The following is a 15,825-nucleotide window of genomic DNA, read 5'->3' as shown; positions in this document are numbered from 1 at the left end:
ATTGCTCCGAAGGCACTCTACCTCAACCAGTATAGTGTCGCTTGATTTGCGCTCTTTAATTGTTAAAGAAATCAGTTTTCGATGGTTTTAACTTCTGCAGTGAAGTTCCCTTTGGCCAGCTTAATATGGACTTGCTGGTCGGTATCCAGTTCTGAACTATCGCGAATTGCGCGATTTTCTGAATCCAGAACAATAGCGTAGCCTCGCTGCAATACTGCCAGGGGACTGATGTTTTGTAGTAATTGGGCCCCGTGGGAGAGTTTGTCACTGCCGCGCTGTAATATCAGTTGTATCGCACGCTCCAGGTTTCCCTTGAGTTGGATTAACTGCTTTCGACTGTTATCGAGTCGGCGTGTCGGTAGGTTGTGGGCAAAAGCTCTGGAGGCGGAATCCAATTGGGATTTGCGATTTTGGATTTGCTGTTGGCAAGCTGCTATCAGGCGCATCTCCAAATGATCCAGACGTTGGGCTTGGTTGAGGAGCTGTTCCTTGGGGTGGCGCAAACGGTTGCGTCGCAATTGAACCTGTTGAGATAAATGCTTCAGTTGGTTGTCCATGGCGCGGTGCAATCTGCGCTGGACCTGGTCAAGCCGCTGTAAAATTTCTGCAGCATTGGCACTGGCTATTTCCGCCGCGGCAGAAGGGGTGGGTGCGCGCAGGTCTGCGGCTAAATCTGCAATAGTCGTATCGGTTTCGTGGCCGACTGCAGAAATAGTGGGAATAGGGCTTGCGGCCAGTGCGCGGGCGACTATTTCTTCGTTAAAAGACCATAGGTCCTCCAGGGAGCCTCCGCCGCGACCGACAATTAATAAATCGTGGCGACCACTGCGGCCCGCTTTTTCAATCGCTGCCGCGATTTGCTGAGCGGCACCCTGACCTTGAACGGCTACGGGCCAGATTTCAATTTGTGCAGAAGGGTGTCTCCTGCCCAATACGTGAATCATATCCCGTATTGCCGCGCCTGTCGGCGAAGTGACAATGCCGATATTGGTTGGCAAAAACGGAAGAGAGCGTTTTCTGCTTGTTTCGAACAGGCCTTCGGCATGCAGTTTTGCTTTGAGCTGTTCCAGCTGGCGCATCAGGGCGCCAAAGCCGGCCTCCTCCATATGCTCAACGATTAGCTGAAATTCTCCGCGCCCTTCGTACAGGCTCACCCTGGCCCGGATTAAAACCTCGCGACCATTTTGCGGCCGAAAGGCGACACTGCGATTGCGACCGCGAAACATGGCGCAGCGCACCTGGGCCCGCGCATCTTTAAGGCTAAAATACCAGTGCCCGGAACTGGGTATGGAAAAATTGGAAATCTCCCCACTGATCCATAGAAGGGGCACACTGCTTTCCAGAAGATGTTTAACTTCCCGATTCAGGTCACTTACCGACAGCACGCTGCGCTTGGCATTTTGACTAGGGGGAATTGTCTGCATCGGTGAATCTCGTCGGGCGTATTGGGCGGAGCAATATTGCAGTATCGCCCTTATAGGTAAAGAGCTTTACTGTACAAATCCGTTTTTCTGCAAATTGATGTTTGCGCTTTGGGCGCGTAGAGGTATAATCGCGCCGATACCCAATCCCGCCTATTCGAGGTTTGAGTGTCAACAATGTCTGAATCCAATCTGCGCATCGCGCGCGAAGCCCTCACTTTTGACGACGTCCTACTTGTGCCCGGATATTCCGAGGTCACGGCCAAGGATGTGAGTTTAAAAACCCAACTCTCCCGCAACATTACCCTGAACATCCCCATTGTGTCCGCTGCTATGGATACAGTGACGGAAGCTCGCCTGGCCATTGCATTGGCCCAGGAAGGGGGTATCGGCATTATTCACAAGAGTATGTCGATAGAAGAGCAAGCTCTTGCCGTTCGCGCGGTGAAGAAGTTTGAAGCCGGTGTTGTAAAAGACCCTATTACTATTGAGTCCGATGCCACTGTGCGCGAGTTGATCGCGCTGACTAGTCACCACAATATTTCCGGTGTACCGGTAATGGATCGTGGCGATTTGGTAGGTATCGTCACCAGCCGCGACGTTCGCTTCTTAACTGATCTCGACGTCAGTGTCGCCAGCATCATGACGCCGAAAGAGCGTCTGGTGACGGCCCACGAAGATGCGAGCCCCGACGAAGTCCGTGAACTGCTGCATAAGCACCGTATCGAAAAGGTACTGGTGGTTAACGACAACTTTGAGTTGCGCGGCCTGATCACTGTTAAAGACTTTAACAAAGCAGAGCAGTACCCGAACTCCTGTAAGGATTCCGACGGTCGCCTGCGTGTGGGCGCGTCTGTGGGCACCAGCCCGGACACCGATGATCGCGTAGCTGCATTGGTAGAAGCCGGCGTTGATGTGCTGGTAGTAGATACTGCCCACGGTCACTCCCGCAACGTGATCGAGCGCGTGCGCCGCATTAAGGAAATGCACCCCCAGGTGGACGTGATCGGTGGCAACATTGCTACGGCTGATGCAGCGCGTGCACTGGTTGAGGCCGGTGCGGATGCGGTTAAAGTGGGTATTGGCCCCGGCTCTATCTGTACCACCCGTATCGTAACGGGTATCGGTGTACCCCAGGTGACGGCAATTGCAGAGGTTGCCACAGCCCTTAAAGAATTTGGTGTGCCCATGATCGCCGACGGTGGTATCCGTTACTCCGGCGATATCTCCAAGGCAATTGTTGCCGGCGCCTCATCAGTCATGATGGGTTCCATGTTCGCCGGCACCGAAGAGGCGCCGGGCGAAGTTGAGCTCTATCAGGGTCGTACTTACAAGTCCTATCGTGGGATGGGCTCTCTCGGTGCTATGTCCCGCACCCAGGGTTCTTCCGATCGCTATTTCCAGGATGCGAGCAAGGGCGCTGAAAAACTGGTACCGGAAGGCATCGAAGGTCGAGTGCCTTATAAAGGCCCGCTGTCAGCCATTGTTCATCAGATGATGGGTGGTTTGCGTTCAGCCATGGGTTACACCGGCAGTGTTGATATTGAGACCATGCGCACTCGTCCAGAGTTTGTGCGGGTCACGGCAGCCGGTATGGGTGAGTCCCATGTCCACGACGTTCAAATTACCAAAGAAGCCCCCAACTACCCGGTGGGCCGACGCTAAGCCTTCGACCTTCTCCAGGTGAAAAAATTTAGACGGAACAAGCAGCAAACGGACCTTTAAGGTCCGTTTGCCGTTATTTAATCCAGTTATCGAGTAAGTCATGAGCCAAGATATCCATTCCAGCCGAATACTCATTCTCGACTTCGGGTCCCAGTACACACAATTGATTGCCCGCCGTGTCCGCGAGCTGGGCGTATTTTCTGAAATTCGCGCTTTCGATATGACCGAAGAGGAAATTCGTGAGTATCAGCCCAAGGGCATTATTCTCGCCGGTGGCCCAGAGTCGGTACCGGAAGAGGGCTCCCCGCGCGCGCCGGAAGCGGTTTATAACCTGGGCGTGCCGGTACTGGGCATTTGCTATGGCATGCAGACCATGGCTCATCAGCTTGGAGGCACCGTACAGGGCAGCGATATTCGCGAATTTGGCTATGCCCAGGTAAAAGTTGAAGGCCAATCCAACCTGTTGAGCGATATCAAAGATCATATCGCTGATGATGGCAGTTCCCTGCTGGATGTTTGGATGAGTCACGGCGACAAGGTAGTGGCGATGCCAGAGGGCTTTGAGCTGCTGGCTTCCACCGATTCCTGCCCAATTGCCGGTATGTACCACGCCGAGAAGAATTTCTTCGGTGTACAGTTCCACCCGGAAGTGACTCATACCCTGCAAGGCATGCGTATTTATGAGCACTTTGTGATTGATATTTGCGGGTGTGAGAAACTCTGGACTCCCGCGAATATTATTGAAGACTCTATTGCTAAAGTCCGCGATCAGGTGGGCGAGGGCAAGGTGCTGCTCGGTTTATCCGGTGGCGTCGACAGTTCTGTGGTGGCGGCACTGCTGCACAAGGCTATTGGCGATCAGCTGACCTGCGTATTTGTAGATAATGGTCTCCTGCGTAAAAACGAAGGCGACCAGGTAATGCAGATGTTCGCCGACAATATGGGCGTTCGCGTTATCCGTTCTGATGCGGAAGAGGATTTCCTTGGGCGCCTCCAAGGTGAAAAAGACCCTGAGGCCAAGCGCAAAATCATTGGTAATACCTTTATTGAGATTTTTGATCGCGAAGCTTCCAAGTTACAGGACGTGAAATTCCTGGCTCAGGGCACTATCTACCCAGACGTTATTGAGTCCGCCGCCGCAAAAACCGGCAAGGCCCATGTGATTAAGTCTCACCACAATGTGGGCGGCTTACCGGAGGATATGCAGTTTGAGCTGGTAGAGCCCCTGCGTGAACTGTTCAAAGACGAGGTTCGTAAGATCGGCCTGGAGCTGGGCCTGCCTTACGATATGGTTTACCGCCACCCCTTCCCGGGACCGGGTCTGGGCGTGCGGATTCTTGGTGAGGTAAAGCGGGAGTATGCCGATATTCTGCGAGAGGCAGATGCGATCTTTATCGAGGAGCTGCACAACGCCGATTGGTATCACAAGACCAGCCAGGCCTTTGCCGTATTCCTTCCGGTAAAATCTGTGGGTGTTGTCGGTGATGGCCGTCGATATGAATACGTGGTTGCTCTTCGCGCGGTAGAGACTGTGGACTTTATGACAGCGCGTTGGGCGCATCTCCCCTATGAGCTGATTGAGAAGGTTTCGAACCGCATTATCAATGAGATAGAGCACATCTCTCGTGTGGTCTACGACGTTTCCAGCAAGCCTCCCGCGACAATTGAGTGGGAGTAACTGCAGAATCAAGAGGGGGGTGCTTAGCACCCCTTTCTTTTTTTGTTTTGGGCTTCGCGTCTCATTTTCCACAGCGGCCCCTTCTCTCTATTCGATCTTTAATTGGTACGGATTGTCGCTAAACGCTCAGCTAAGACTTCGCTAACTCGTTGATTTTTTGAGCGTTTCCCGGGTTGTTTATTTTTTCTTCATATTGTCACAAAGACCAAATGGCGGGCCTTTGCGGCCTACTACTCTAAGTTAGTCACAGAGATATCCACAGAATCTGTGGGTAGTGGATAATCCTGGTTAGATTGGGATTGAACTCGTGGGATAAGTTGAGGGAGTGGGAGACGGGCACCTCCCATAGGGGCAGAGTTAGATTTCTCGACGGAAGCTAATTAGTGCGGCCGTGACCGCTACATTCAAGCTTTCCACATCGTTTTGCATGGGGATACGCACCAGTTCATTGCACTGAGCTGCGACGGCATCGCTAACACCGTGGGTTTCATTGCCCAGCACAAAAATTGTGAAGACGTTACTGGAGACCTCTTTCAAGGTGGTCCGGGCGTGGGATGACAGCCCACAAACCTGAGCCCCCGCTTCGCGAAACTCCCCCAGGGTGGCTGCCAATTTGTCACAGCGCAAAATCTGGGTTTTAAACAGTGTGCCTGTGCTGGCTTTGATAACCAGGGGGTCTATCTGTGCACAGCCTTTCTTTGGCAGGATGATTCCATCAATGCCGCCGGCACAGGCTGAGCGAATAATCATGCCCAGGTTTTGAGGGTTGGTTATGCCATCCAGGGCCAGAAGTTCATAGGTGTTTTTGTGCTCTGGGGCTGCAACCTTCTGTAAAAAGTCCTCCGCTCTGCCGTAGTGGGGCAGGGCCAGGTCCAGGGCTACACCTTGGTCCTGACGGGAATTCTTCGAAATCCGGGATAGGCCCTTGCGATCCCAGTAAGCAATTTCAATCTGGCGCTTTTCCGCCAGGGTTTCCATTCGCTGGATTAGCTGGTCGCGCCGGTTGCTGCTGGCCAGATGTAATTTATGGACGGGTACAGATAAATCCTCGAGAGCCTCGAGTACAGGCTTGCGCCCATAAATTGTCAGGAGGCTATCGAAGAAGGCTTTCTTTTCCAGGTATTCGGAGGAGTCTTTCACCGCGTTGGCTCACTCAGCAGTTCGATCAATCTGGCTGCGCTCTCAGGTGAGAGCGAGCCGCGCCGCGCCAACTCTACACAGGCGAGGCCCAGATGGCGATAGCAAAGTGCCAGTTGGCTATCTACTGATGCAAGGCTTTCCACCTGGGCTCCAACGGTTTCCACATCCCCCCTGGCAATGGGACCTGTCAGCGACCTCTCCGGTCCCAGTGTCAAATTGTTTTGCAGGGTCTGTGAAACAATCGGCGCCAACAGGCGAAGAGCACTGTCCCGCTCTATGCCAGCGGCTGCAAAGCTTTGTAAGCTCAGGTCCATTAGGGTGGTGAGGTAGTTGGAGGCGATCACTGATCCAGCGTGGTACAGAGACTTGTTAAGGGGATCAATAGCCAGTGTTTCACAGCCAATGGCTGCAAAAGCAGCAGAAATAACCTCTACTGCATGACTATCCCCTTCGACAGCGACGCTGGTTTTGGCAAATGTTTGCAGCGAGGTTTCCAGTTCGGCAAAACTGTGAACCGGGTGAGCACTGGCAACCAGGGCGGGTCCCAAGGGGGCTAGTTCTTTAGAGCTGAGAGCGCCACTGCAGTGGAATATAATAGTGCGCTCATCGACCAGCCCGCTTTCGGCAAGCCTCTGCGCAAATATAGCGATTTCACTATCGATACAGCCAATCAGCCATAGGTCTGCTGAAGGCATTGCCGAGAGGGAACTGACAGCATTGCCTGCACCGATAAATCGACAGGCACTTTGTCCACTTTCGAGACTGCGGTTATAAATTGACTGCACCCCAAATACACCGCTCTCCTGCCACAGCCGCCCCAGGGTTTTACCAAGGCGGCCTGCGCCAATAATATTGAGGCTTTGCATCAGCTTCCAGCGAGGCAGTCGACGTAGGCGTTAACGGCATTCTCCAGGCCCATGCCGATAGCATCGACAGTAAAGGCGTGGCCAATGGAGACTTCCTGTAGTCCTGGCAGCGTACGGTAGCGAGGCAGGTTAACCAGGTTGAGGTCATGGCCGGCATTAATCCCCAGTCCCAGCTGATGTGCGTGCTCGGCGGCAGCACAGTGAGCAGAGAAAATTGTTTCCAGTTCTGGGCTCTGTTTGGCTACGGCTTCGGCATAGGGGCCTGTATAGAGTTCTATACGGTCGGCCCCGACCTGTTTGGCCAGGCTGATCTGGTCCAGGTCTGGGTCCATAAACAGGCTGACACGTATCCCGGCATTTTTAAGTTGATCAATTATCGGAACTAATCGATCTCCATCCTGTTTGAGGTCAAAGCCGTGGTCAGAAGTGAGCTGATCATTGGTGTCGGGGACCAAAGTGCACTGGTCTGGTTTGGTTTCCAAAACCAGTGGTATTAGGCCGGGATAGTCCCCCAGGGGAGCGGCGAATGGATTGCCCTCAACATTAAACTCAATGCCTTCTCGGCTAGCGCAGAGTTTTGCCAGGTCGCGTACATCCCCTGGACGAATATGTCTTTGGTCTGGGCGGGGGTGTACAGTCAGCCCCTGGGCCCCGGCATCGAGGCAAGTGCGTCCGTGGGCGATTACGTCGGGAAAATTGCCCTCGCGGGAGTTGCGGATTAAGGCAATTTTATTGAGATTTACGCTGAGAGCGATCAATGCTTATTCTCCCTTGCTGTGTTCAGCGACTGTGTTGTCGCTGGTAGTAATTCGTTTTGCGGAAAGAATCCGAATCGGAGTATTGGGAGCCTCTGGGTGCCTGCGATAAAGGCCTCGGGGTTCCCGCTCAATTTTTTCTACGATATCCATTCCCTCGATAACCTTGCCAAAAACTGCGTAGCCAGGCTTATCCTCGCTGGCATCCAGACGGGTGTTATCTACCAGGTTAATAAAAAACTGGGACGTGGCACTATCGGGATCGTTTGTGCGCGCCATGGAAAGGGTGCCACGCAGGTTTTGGAGCCCGTTAGCTGACTCGTTGGCGATAGCCTCGCGAGTTTCTTTTCTTTGGAAATCAAAAGTGAAACCACCGGCTTGGACGACAAATCCAGGCACAACACGGTGAAAGATAATTCCATCGTAGAAGCCGCTATCGGTATAAACGAGGAAGTTCTCTACGGTGACTGGTGCTTGCTTGGCATATAGCTCGATACGAATAACCCCAAGATCAGTTTCTAGTTTCACCTGAGGGTTTTGGGCAAATAGCGGAAGGCTGAATAGAGTACAGAAAAGAAAAATAACTAATTTACGCATCATCCGTGTCCTTTGAGTGTCCGGGGGTAATCGGTTTACCTCTGTGCCAGCGAATGGTTATAGGTAGAGAAAAAGTATTTGAATATCGCTGCCTGAGGGATGCTTTTCAGCATTCCCACAGGCGTATAGTAAGCGATTTTGGATGTGGCGAGGGAGATCAGTTGGCCCACTCGGAATTGCGTTTGCGCGGGCGCACATGGGGGGCAATCATCGCCAGAATAGCGCCTAATACAACGGATAGGGCACCGTACACTTGCCACTTGCGGGCATCGCTACCGGACAGGCGCTGAATTTCCGCCTCCGCCATGCTTTTTTCCTGTTTCAGTAATTCGTACTGATGCAGGAGCTTTTGATGGCGATCGTTGAGCGAAATTGCGTCGGCAGAAAGGGATTTCAGGCTCTTGAGTTCGGCGGCCAATTCCTGGCTCTGCTGCTGGGCAGAGGTCAGGGCGCTATTCAGTTCGCCGTTTTCTGTCTCCAGCCGACGAACTTCTCCCCCCAGGTTACCTTCCATTTTTTCAAAGCGGGCCAGGTTGGCTTCTGCAGTTGCCAGCTTTAATTTCGCCACGGGCTCACTGACTAAATATTGGCGTCTGATCCAGCCCTCGGTGCCGTTGGGCGTGCGCACTTTTGCCCAGCCGTCCGAGGCGGCATCTTCGAGCAGAGCCAGCTCGGTACCACTGGCCAGGCCGCGGTGTAGAATCCGGAATTCATTGCCTTTGCCAGAGCGCATGGGCACGTGAAGTTGGTCGGTAATATAGCGGGTCTCCGCTGCAAGTGCCGCTGGTGCTGAGTTCAACAGCGCTACAGCGAGCACACCGGACAGTAATTTCTTCATTGTGATGCAGCTTTTTAGTTAGAGTTTTTATCAGGGCAGTACAAGCTTGTAGGGCTTGACTGTAACCGATGCATAGACGCCAGCTTCGATATAGGGGTCACTGCCAGCCCAGGCTTTGGCCTCCTCCAAAGAGGGGAATTCAGCAATTACCAGACTGCCGGTAAAGCCGGCTTCACCGGGTTCTTCGCTATCGATGCTGGGGTTTGGGCCGGCAGCCAGGAGACGACCTTCATCTTTGAGAAGGTTGAGTCGGGCCAAATGACCGGCGCGGGCTTTTTTGCGTAAAGGGAGACTATCGCTAACATCTTCACTGATGATTGCGTACCACATTGTTTTGAATGCTCTTGTTAGTTTTTTTAAGGTGTTATTGCGCGACCATCACTTCTTCCAGTTTCAACCCGGTCAGCTTGCCGATACGGGAGAACAGGAAAAAGAGAGCACCCATCAGAATCAGGGTTGATGGGATCGCAATAACCAGATATCCATAGGCGGTCATTTCGCCCAGCTCGGTGTTGTAGGCCTCTGTGCCCGGCGGGCTGGTGACGATCATTTTGGCGAGAATGTAATTCAGCGCCGAGGAGAAAAAGAATGACCCGGCAACGATCCATGAAGTCTGGCGCAAGGTGCGGTCGAAGGCTGGCTGGTTACCATTGGCCTGTAATGACTCGGCGATCTTTGTCGTATTCAGGATTTGATCGTTGTACAGCAGGGTTTTGACCAGCGGCCAGCGGGTGTAAACGGATAGTGCCGTGGCAACACCCAGTAGGCCAGGGATTGCAGCTTCCTTAATCGCAATATACTGCGGGTCCAGCTTGAGCAAGCTGATGCCGCCAGTGAGCAGGATGCCAATAAATCCGAGGGCTGAGAAGAAATTGACCTTGCCCAGGCGCAGCAGGTCGCGAAGGCCATATCCCAGCGGGAAGGCCAGGGCCACTATCAACGCCCAGGTTGGGCCCAACCAGTCATCCCCAGAAAGCTTGGTCAGTATCAATGTCGGAATAATGACATTGAAGGCGATATTGCTGAGAAACCCTTCCTTTTTAGGTTTCTCGGGAGATGTCGTGGTCGAATTCGTTTCGGTCATACTCAATTCCGGTGATAATGCCCGCTGGAAACTGATGGGGCTGATAGCCCGTTCAATTTCCCCGCTGACAAAACTACTGTCAGACTTCGGCCCTGGCGAGTCACCTGTGAGTGACTGCTAGTTCGGGCCTTATCCCTGAAAACGCCGAGTGCCGCATAGACAGCGCAATAGGGCGATTGTTCCTGAAAAGACGGATATGGCGATCTTTTTCATCGTCGAACTGAGTGAGAGCCTGTTGTTGAAGACCCTTTCAGCCGATTTGAATACAGACCTGGTAGATCTGCACTGCCACAGTACCGCGTCTGACGGTATTTTAAGTCCTGCGCAGCTGGTGTCGAGAGCGAAATCCCAAGGTGTGACGATGCTCGCCCTGACCGACCACGATACGGTGGATGGAGTGCATGAGGCTCAACAGGAAGGTGACTGCTTGGGCGTAGATGTGGTGGCGGGGATTGAGTTCTCCAGTCTTTGGGGGCGCAGACCCGTACATATTGTTGGTCTGAACATTAATCCCGAATCGGGGCCTCTGCAAGAAGCCATTCAGCTGCGTGAGCAGTTGCGCGAGGAGCGGGCAGAGCGTATCGCGGAGAAGCTAGAAAAACGCGGCTTTAGCGGTGCCTTGGAGGGTGGACGTGCCCTGGCGGGCGACTCGGTACTGGGTAGGCCCCATTTCGCACGATGGCTGGTGGAAGCTGGGCATATAGATGATACCGGTAAGGCATTTAAGCGTTACTTGGGTGCCGGCAAGGTGGGGGATGTGCGGGTCGAGTGGCCCCAGCTGGGAGAGACTATCGCCACTATTCACCAGGCCGGTGGCTGTGCGGTATTGGCTCATCCCCTCAAGTATGGATTGACCCGCACCCAGTTATTACGATTGTTGGGCGCATTTCTGGAAGAAAAAGGAGATGCTGTCGAATTGTTGTGCGGTCGGCAGAACCCGACACAGACGAGGGAGTTGAGGAAACTACTATTCTCAGCTGCGGAAGCGGCGGGCAAATCAATGCCATATTGCTCTCTTGGCAGCGATTTTCACCAGCCGGAGCAGCCCTGGCGTGAATTGGGTTGTGTCAGGTTGCCCGCAGACGTCGAGCCGGTGTGGAATCTGTGGCACACTCTGCACCGGGAACAGCGGGGTCACGTTTCGCTGCCCTGATTCCGGCTTGTGAATTGGGGGCCATCGTCCGGCTTTAAGCCTGGTGGATGGCAGTGAGGTATTTTCAATCGGTAAGGCTTTTGGGGGGCTTTGTGGCGCAGTTTTTTCAGATTCATCCGGATAATCCTCAAGGCCGCCTGATCACTCAGGCAGCAGAGATCGTCGCCCAAGGGGGCGTTATTGTTTTTCCCACCGATTCAGCTTACGCCATAGGCTGTCGACTGGGAGAGAAGCTGGCGGTTGAGCGCATTCGAGGAGTGCGCCAGCTGGACAAGCAGCACAACTTCACATTGATGTGCCGAGACCTATCGGAGCTGGCGACCTATGCCAAGGTCGACAACCAGATGTTTAGGCTGTTAAAGAATCATACGCCGGGTTCCTATACCTTTATTATGCCGGCGACCGCCGAAGTGCCGCGCAGGTTAATTCATCCGAAGCGCAAGACCATCGGTATTCGCGTGCCGGATAATCCCATCGCCCTGGCCCTGATTGAAGAATTGGGCGAGCCGTTGATGAGCTGTAGCCTGATTATGCCCGGCGAAGAACAGCCCCTAACCGAACCTTACGATATCCGCGATACCCTGGAGCACCAGGTGGAATTGGTTATCGATGGCGGTTTCTGCGGGTTGGAGCCCACCACCGTGATCGACCTGACGGGTGATGAGCCCCAACTGATTCGCCAGGGATGTGGGGCAACTGACGAAATACTCGGCTGAAAGCTGCGGCGCCGTGTATAATCGCGCGTTTGCACGATTGAGGGTGGGGCAGGGTGTCCAGTGATGAGTTACTAGCAGAGGTCGAGGAGCAAGTGCTGGCCGAGGTTGCGGCGAGCGATGATGAAGCTCCTGCCCAGGCTGGCGATGCGGAATCGCAGGGCCAGGACTCGGATGAGGATTCCCCCCTAGCTTTGGTGCAGGGCGAAATCTTTAACGACCTCCCGCAGGATCTCTTTATTCCACCAGATGCTTTGGAAGTTGTTCTGGAGGCTTTCGAGGGGCCTCTGGATCTCCTGCTATACCTGATTCGCCGCCAAAACCTGGATATTCTCGAGATCAACGTCTCCGACATTACCCATCAATATATGGCGTATGTGGAGATGATGACGGCAATTCGCTTTGACTTGGCCGCCGAGTATCTGGTAATGGCCGCTATGTTGGCGGAAATAAAGTCGCGGATGCTGTTGCCGCGACCGCCTGAAGCGGAGGAGGAAGAAGGCGAGGACCCCCGGGCGGCTCTGATTCGCCGTTTGCAGGAGTATGAGCGTTTCAAAACTGCGGCTGAGGATCTCGATGAAATCCCCCGTGTTGGCCGGGATGTCCATCAGGCCAATGCAGAGGCTCCCGATCGCAGTATCACACGCCCCGACCCTGAAATTGACTTGAAAGAAGTCCTGGTCGCCCTGGCTGATGTGCTGCGGCGTGCGGATATGTTTGAGAGCCACCAGGTTGAGCGGGAGAAGTTGTCCACCCGCGAGCGTATGACCCAGGTGCTGGATAAGATCCGCCACGGCCAGTTTGTGCCCTTTGTAAGCCTGTTTACCGTTGAGGAGGGTCGCCTCGGTGTCGTAGTGACCTTCCTGGCAGTGATGGAGCTGGTAAAAGAGTCACTGGTGGAGCTGGTGCAGAATGAAGCTTTTGGCCCGATCCACGTGCGCGCTCGCGCTGCGACCCACAGCAGTGAAAGCGAAGACGGTGCTGACAGCGAGCCTGAGGATCAGATTCTCGAAGAGGTTGAAGATCCAGAGGACGCTGTAGAGGCCTCGGATAAAGCGTCGGAAATGTATTCGAGTTAGAAAATAGAAGATGACAATCGCCCCCGAATTACTGCGCAAAATCGTCGAAGGCGCCCTGTTGGCCGCGGGCCAGCCTCTAAGTGAAGAAAAGCTGTTGTCTTTGCTGGACGAGGAAGAGCAACCCTCCAAGACTACCCTGAGAGATGTGCTTGAAGAAATCGCCCAGAGTTGTGCTGACCGAGGGTTTGAACTGAAGAAAGTCGCGAGTGGTTGGCGTTTTCAAGTGCCGGAAGACCTGGCTCCATGGGTGAATCGGCTGTGGGAGGAAAAGGCGCAACGGTATTCCCGTGCAACCTTGGAGACCCTCGCCATTATCGCTTATCGACAGCCGGTAACCCGTGGTGATATCGAGGATATCCGCGGCGTTGCGGTGAGTTCGCATATTGTTAAAACCCTGCTGGAGCGCGGTTGGATTAAAGTTGTGGGGCAGCGGGACGTGCCCGGTAAGCCGTCTCTCTACGCAACAACCCGGGAGTTTCTCGATTATTTTAATTTGAGCACCCTGGATGATTTGCCGACTCTGGCGGAGATCCGCGATATCGAGAGTCTGAACCAGATTCTGGAACAGGAAGGTTTGCCCCCAGAGCCGGTTCCAGAGGAGGGAGAGTCCGAGGTGGACAATGGTGCTTTGGAAGATTCTGAGTCAGAGCAAGACACCGAGGCAGAATCCTCTACTAAAGCCCCTGCGGCTGAACACGAAGATATAGACGATGCCCTGGTAGAGGCTTTGGCTGAGGAAGTTGCTGCTGAAGCATCAGGTGCCGAGACCGAGACCGAGACCGAGACCGAGACCGAGACCGAGACCGAGACCGAGTCTGAGTCCGGAGTAGATGCCGATGCAGTGCCCGCCGAGACGGATGCAGAGGAAGATCCAGTGGAAACTGCGGCAGCAGAGATCCAGTGGGAAATGGAGCAGGAAGACTCTGAAGGTAATTCGGAGTTGGATGTAAATGTTGATCTAAGTGAAGAGAGTGAACTTCACAGTGATGAGGGAAGCAGCGTTGAATCGCTGCAAGTAGAAGAAGAGAGCGAGAACTCTCTAACGGCAACGTTACCACCCAGCAGTATGTTTGCCGAAGACGACACAGTTGAAGAGGTCGCCGAGGAGTCGGTGGAGGCAAATGCTGATGTCGATGAAGATTCCAAAGAAGTAGTACAAGTGGAAAGCACCACCCCATGAGTGATGGTACCCCGCCAGCAGGCGAGAAATTACAGAAAGTATTAGCGCGCACCGGCCTCGGTTCGCGCCGTGAAATGGAGCGCGCAATTGATGCGGGCCGCGTAACCGTAAATGGAAAAGTGGCGGAGCTTGGCGAGCGCGTAACTGACGCGGATCATATCGAGTTTGATGGTAGCCGGCTGCCTTCGGCAGAGCAGAATCGCTGCCGGGTAATACTCTACAACAAACCGGTTGGAGAAATATGCTCCCGCCACGACCCGGAAGGCCGCCCGACGGTCTACGATCGCCTGCCGAGACTGAAAACCGGCCGCTGGATTTCTGTTGGGCGCCTGGATTTCAATACCAGTGGTTTGCTGCTGTTTACCAATAGCGGAGAGCTGGCCAATAAATTAATGCATCCCTCCTCGGTAATCGACCGCGAATACTTGGTTCGAATCCAGGGTGATGTGGATGAGGAAATGAGGCGGCGTCTGCTCAAGGGCGTGTTGTTGGATGATGGGTCGGCGCGCTTTACCGACATCGTAGAGAGTGGTGGTGAAGGTAAAAACCGCTGGTTCTACTGTGTAGTGATGGAGGGCCGCAACCGCGAGGTGCGTCGTCTGTGGGAGTCCCAGGGAGTTAGAGTTAGCCGCTTGAAGCGTGTGCGCTACGGCAGCGTCTTTATTCCCTCCCATGTGCGCGTCGGGCAATGGATTGAGATGGAGCCCCGCGAGATCGATGACCTCTGCGTAACGGCGGGAATGCCGAAACTGGGCCAGCGCCCATTGACCCAGGGTGAGAAACAAAACCTGGAGCGCCAGCGCAGGAAGTTGCGCAAGTCGCCAGCACCGGCTGCTCGGCGCAATCGACCGAAGTCGGTTTAAACAGAAAAAGCCCGCAAATTGCGGGCTTTTTTGTATTTCAGTAATCGCTACTCTTAATTGCTGAGTGTTACTGCTGGTTTTCCTGTGTTTCTCCTGCTTCCTCTTCATTCTGGTCTCGCAGTTCACTGGGGACACCCTGAGGGCCATCACCCATTGCATCATCTACATCGGATGGAATATCTGAAACTGAATCGGTGGAGGTTCCGTCGGAGGTGCTATTTTCCGGTGCTGTTTCAACCAGGTTTTTAAGTTTTTCCAACCCTTGTTCATAAGACTCTCCCACCATTTTTTTCACTGCAAGGCCCATCCAGCGTTCTCTGGGACCACCGCCGGTATCGCTGTGGAAGTTCCAGGTAAGAAGGGTGCCGCCATCCTTTGGTTCCAGCTGGAATTCTGCCGTGGCCTGGCTGCCATCACCAAAATCCAGCTTGGTGGCGACTACAGAATCTCGCTTGCTGGCGAAGATAGTTTGACTACCGCTTCCGGCTTTGGAGTTTTCGCCGCGCCAACTCATTTTGGCGCCGACGCCTTCCTGGGGACCGCTGTACTCATAGAGTACCGAGGGGTCGATGTGGCGCCATGGGGACCACTCGTTGAATTTGTGGAAGTTATTAACGTAGGGAAAAACCACTTGTGGTGGTTTGTTGATAAATACGCTGCGATGAACAGTGACTTCACGTGGGAATAAATATCCCGCGAGCACGAGAATTACCAGGGCAATAAGAATATAAATAATCCAGCGCATAGCGGGTTCCTTTGCTATTTGCGGGTGCAAGGAAGCAACCGCCAGATA

General features: G+C 53.8%; 16 protein-coding genes. 7 read left to right on the top strand and 9 right to left on the bottom strand.

From position 1 onward, the window contains the following. Positions 1-71: 71 nt before the first annotated feature. Positions 72-1,424 (bottom strand): exodeoxyribonuclease VII large subunit, encoded by a 1,353-nt coding sequence (gene xseA / locus ACJJI8_RS22965; protein WP_444933853.1) that lies wholly within the window; start codon positions 1,422-1,424, stop codon positions 72-74. A 174-nt stretch (positions 1,425-1,598) separates the two neighbouring features. Here xseA and guaB point away from each other — a divergent pair, with 174 nt between their 5' ends. Further along, a complete protein-coding gene (gene guaB / locus ACJJI8_RS22960) occupies positions 1,599-3,086 on the top strand; it encodes an IMP dehydrogenase (RefSeq protein ID WP_282933710.1) in 1,488 nt (495 codons plus the stop codon). A 100-nt stretch (positions 3,087-3,186) separates the two neighbouring features. Continuing rightward, positions 3,187-4,764: a glutamine-hydrolyzing GMP synthase gene (gene guaA / locus ACJJI8_RS22955; RefSeq protein ID WP_444893162.1), complete on the top strand. Its 1,578-nt coding sequence runs from the start codon at positions 3,187-3,189 to the stop codon at positions 4,762-4,764. Positions 4,765-5,121: 357 nt separating this feature from the next. On the opposite strand, the gene rlmB is transcribed toward guaA, so the two are convergent. From rlmB to ACJJI8_RS22920, 7 genes are all read right to left on the bottom strand, one after another. Next, positions 5,122-5,904, bottom strand: a complete 783-nt coding sequence (gene rlmB, locus ACJJI8_RS22950; protein ID WP_444933852.1) for a 23S rRNA (guanosine(2251)-2'-O)-methyltransferase RlmB — start codon at positions 5,902-5,904, stop codon at positions 5,122-5,124. Next, positions 5,901-6,770 carry a Rossmann-like and DUF2520 domain-containing protein gene (locus ACJJI8_RS22945; RefSeq protein ID WP_444933851.1) on the bottom strand — a complete coding sequence of 290 codons (870 nt, stop codon included), beginning with the start codon at positions 6,768-6,770 and terminating at the stop codon, positions 5,901-5,903. Before ACJJI8_RS22945 ends, rlmB begins: the two co-directional genes overlap by 4 nt. Beyond that, positions 6,770-7,528 (bottom strand): pyridoxine 5'-phosphate synthase, encoded by a 759-nt coding sequence (locus ACJJI8_RS22940; RefSeq protein ID WP_444933850.1) that lies wholly within the window; start codon positions 7,526-7,528, stop codon positions 6,770-6,772. The genes ACJJI8_RS22945 and ACJJI8_RS22940 overlap by 1 nt, the downstream gene beginning before the upstream one ends. A gap of 3 nt (positions 7,529-7,531) precedes the next feature. Further along, the gene (locus tag ACJJI8_RS22935) at positions 7,532-8,125 is read right to left on the bottom strand and encodes a peptidylprolyl isomerase (RefSeq protein WP_444933849.1); all 594 of its coding nucleotides are present in this window, start codon (positions 8,123-8,125) and stop codon (positions 7,532-7,534) included. A gap of 154 nt (positions 8,126-8,279) precedes the next feature. Then, on the bottom strand, positions 8,280-8,960 hold the full coding sequence (locus ACJJI8_RS22930) for a TIGR04211 family SH3 domain-containing protein (RefSeq protein ID WP_282933705.1): 681 nt from the start codon (positions 8,958-8,960) through the stop codon (positions 8,280-8,282). Positions 8,961-8,990: 30 nt separating this feature from the next. Continuing rightward, the gene (locus ACJJI8_RS22925) at positions 8,991-9,290 is read right to left on the bottom strand and encodes a YciI family protein (RefSeq protein ID WP_444933848.1); all 300 of its coding nucleotides are present in this window, start codon (positions 9,288-9,290) and stop codon (positions 8,991-8,993) included. 34 nt (positions 9,291-9,324) lie between these two features. Continuing rightward, positions 9,325-10,044 carry a VC0807 family protein gene (locus ACJJI8_RS22920; RefSeq protein ID WP_282933704.1) on the bottom strand — a complete coding sequence of 240 codons (720 nt, stop codon included), beginning with the start codon at positions 10,042-10,044 and terminating at the stop codon, positions 9,325-9,327. A 196-nt stretch (positions 10,045-10,240) separates the two neighbouring features. Between ACJJI8_RS22920 and ACJJI8_RS22915 the strand changes: the two genes are divergently transcribed. From ACJJI8_RS22915 to rluB, 5 genes are all read left to right on the top strand, one after another. Then, entirely contained in the window at positions 10,241-11,197 is a 957-nt protein-coding gene (locus ACJJI8_RS22915; protein ID WP_444933847.1) for a PHP domain-containing protein, read from the top strand. Positions 11,198-11,289: 92 nt separating this feature from the next. Next, a complete protein-coding gene (locus ACJJI8_RS22910; protein ID WP_282933701.1) occupies positions 11,290-11,913 on the top strand; it encodes an L-threonylcarbamoyladenylate synthase in 624 nt (207 codons plus the stop codon). 53 nt (positions 11,914-11,966) lie between these two features. Next, positions 11,967-12,989, top strand: a complete 1,023-nt coding sequence (locus ACJJI8_RS22905) for a segregation and condensation protein A (RefSeq protein ID WP_444933846.1) — start codon at positions 11,967-11,969, stop codon at positions 12,987-12,989. Positions 12,990-12,999: 10 nt separating this feature from the next. Continuing rightward, positions 13,000-14,169, top strand: a complete 1,170-nt coding sequence (gene scpB / locus ACJJI8_RS22900; protein WP_444933845.1) for an SMC-Scp complex subunit ScpB — start codon at positions 13,000-13,002, stop codon at positions 14,167-14,169. Continuing rightward, a complete protein-coding gene (gene rluB, locus ACJJI8_RS22895) occupies positions 14,166-15,032 on the top strand; it encodes a 23S rRNA pseudouridine(2605) synthase RluB (protein WP_444907630.1) in 867 nt (288 codons plus the stop codon). Before scpB ends, rluB begins: the two co-directional genes overlap by 4 nt. Before the next feature lie 67 nt (positions 15,033-15,099). Here the strand turns inward: rluB and ACJJI8_RS22890 are convergent, their stop codons facing one another. Continuing rightward, complete coding sequence (locus ACJJI8_RS22890) at positions 15,100-15,777, bottom strand: SRPBCC family protein (protein ID WP_444933844.1); 678 nt, start codon at positions 15,775-15,777, stop codon at positions 15,100-15,102. Positions 15,778-15,825 lie beyond the last annotated feature (48 nt).

It is taken from the genome of Microbulbifer maximicatervae (SeqCode) (assembly GCF_052467695.1).
The sequence above is the reverse complement of the archived record's forward strand: the minus strand, read 5'-3'. Positions and strand labels throughout refer to the sequence as shown.

Excerpts from the sequence above, each read along its gene's own strand:
- xseA (WP_444933853.1), bottom strand. The coding sequence starts at position 1,424 with ATGCAGACAATTCCCCCTAGTCAAAATGCCAAGCGCAGCGTGCTGTCG.
- guaB (WP_282933710.1), top strand. The coding sequence starts at position 1,599 with ATGTCTGAATCCAATCTGCGCATCGCGCGCGAAGCCCTCACTTTTGAC.
- guaA (WP_444893162.1), top strand. The coding sequence starts at position 3,187 with ATGAGCCAAGATATCCATTCCAGCCGAATACTCATTCTCGACTTCGGG.
- ACJJI8_RS22945 (WP_444933851.1), bottom strand. The coding sequence starts at position 6,770 with ATGCAAAGCCTCAATATTATTGGCGCAGGCCGCCTTGGTAAAACCCTG.
- ACJJI8_RS22935 (WP_444933849.1), bottom strand. The coding sequence starts at position 8,125 with ATGATGCGTAAATTAGTTATTTTTCTTTTCTGTACTCTATTCAGCCTT.
- ACJJI8_RS22930 (WP_282933705.1), bottom strand. The coding sequence starts at position 8,960 with ATGAAGAAATTACTGTCCGGTGTGCTCGCTGTAGCGCTGTTGAACTCA.
- ACJJI8_RS22925 (WP_444933848.1), bottom strand. The coding sequence starts at position 9,290 with ATGTGGTACGCAATCATCAGTGAAGATGTTAGCGATAGTCTCCCTTTA.
- ACJJI8_RS22920 (WP_282933704.1), bottom strand. The coding sequence starts at position 10,044 with ATGACCGAAACGAATTCGACCACGACATCTCCCGAGAAACCTAAAAAG.
- ACJJI8_RS22915 (WP_444933847.1), top strand. The coding sequence starts at position 10,241 with ATGGCGATCTTTTTCATCGTCGAACTGAGTGAGAGCCTGTTGTTGAAG.
- scpB (WP_444933845.1), top strand. The coding sequence starts at position 13,000 with ATGACAATCGCCCCCGAATTACTGCGCAAAATCGTCGAAGGCGCCCTG.
- rluB (WP_444907630.1), top strand. The coding sequence starts at position 14,166 with ATGAGTGATGGTACCCCGCCAGCAGGCGAGAAATTACAGAAAGTATTA.
- ACJJI8_RS22890 (WP_444933844.1), bottom strand. The coding sequence starts at position 15,777 with ATGCGCTGGATTATTTATATTCTTATTGCCCTGGTAATTCTCGTGCTC.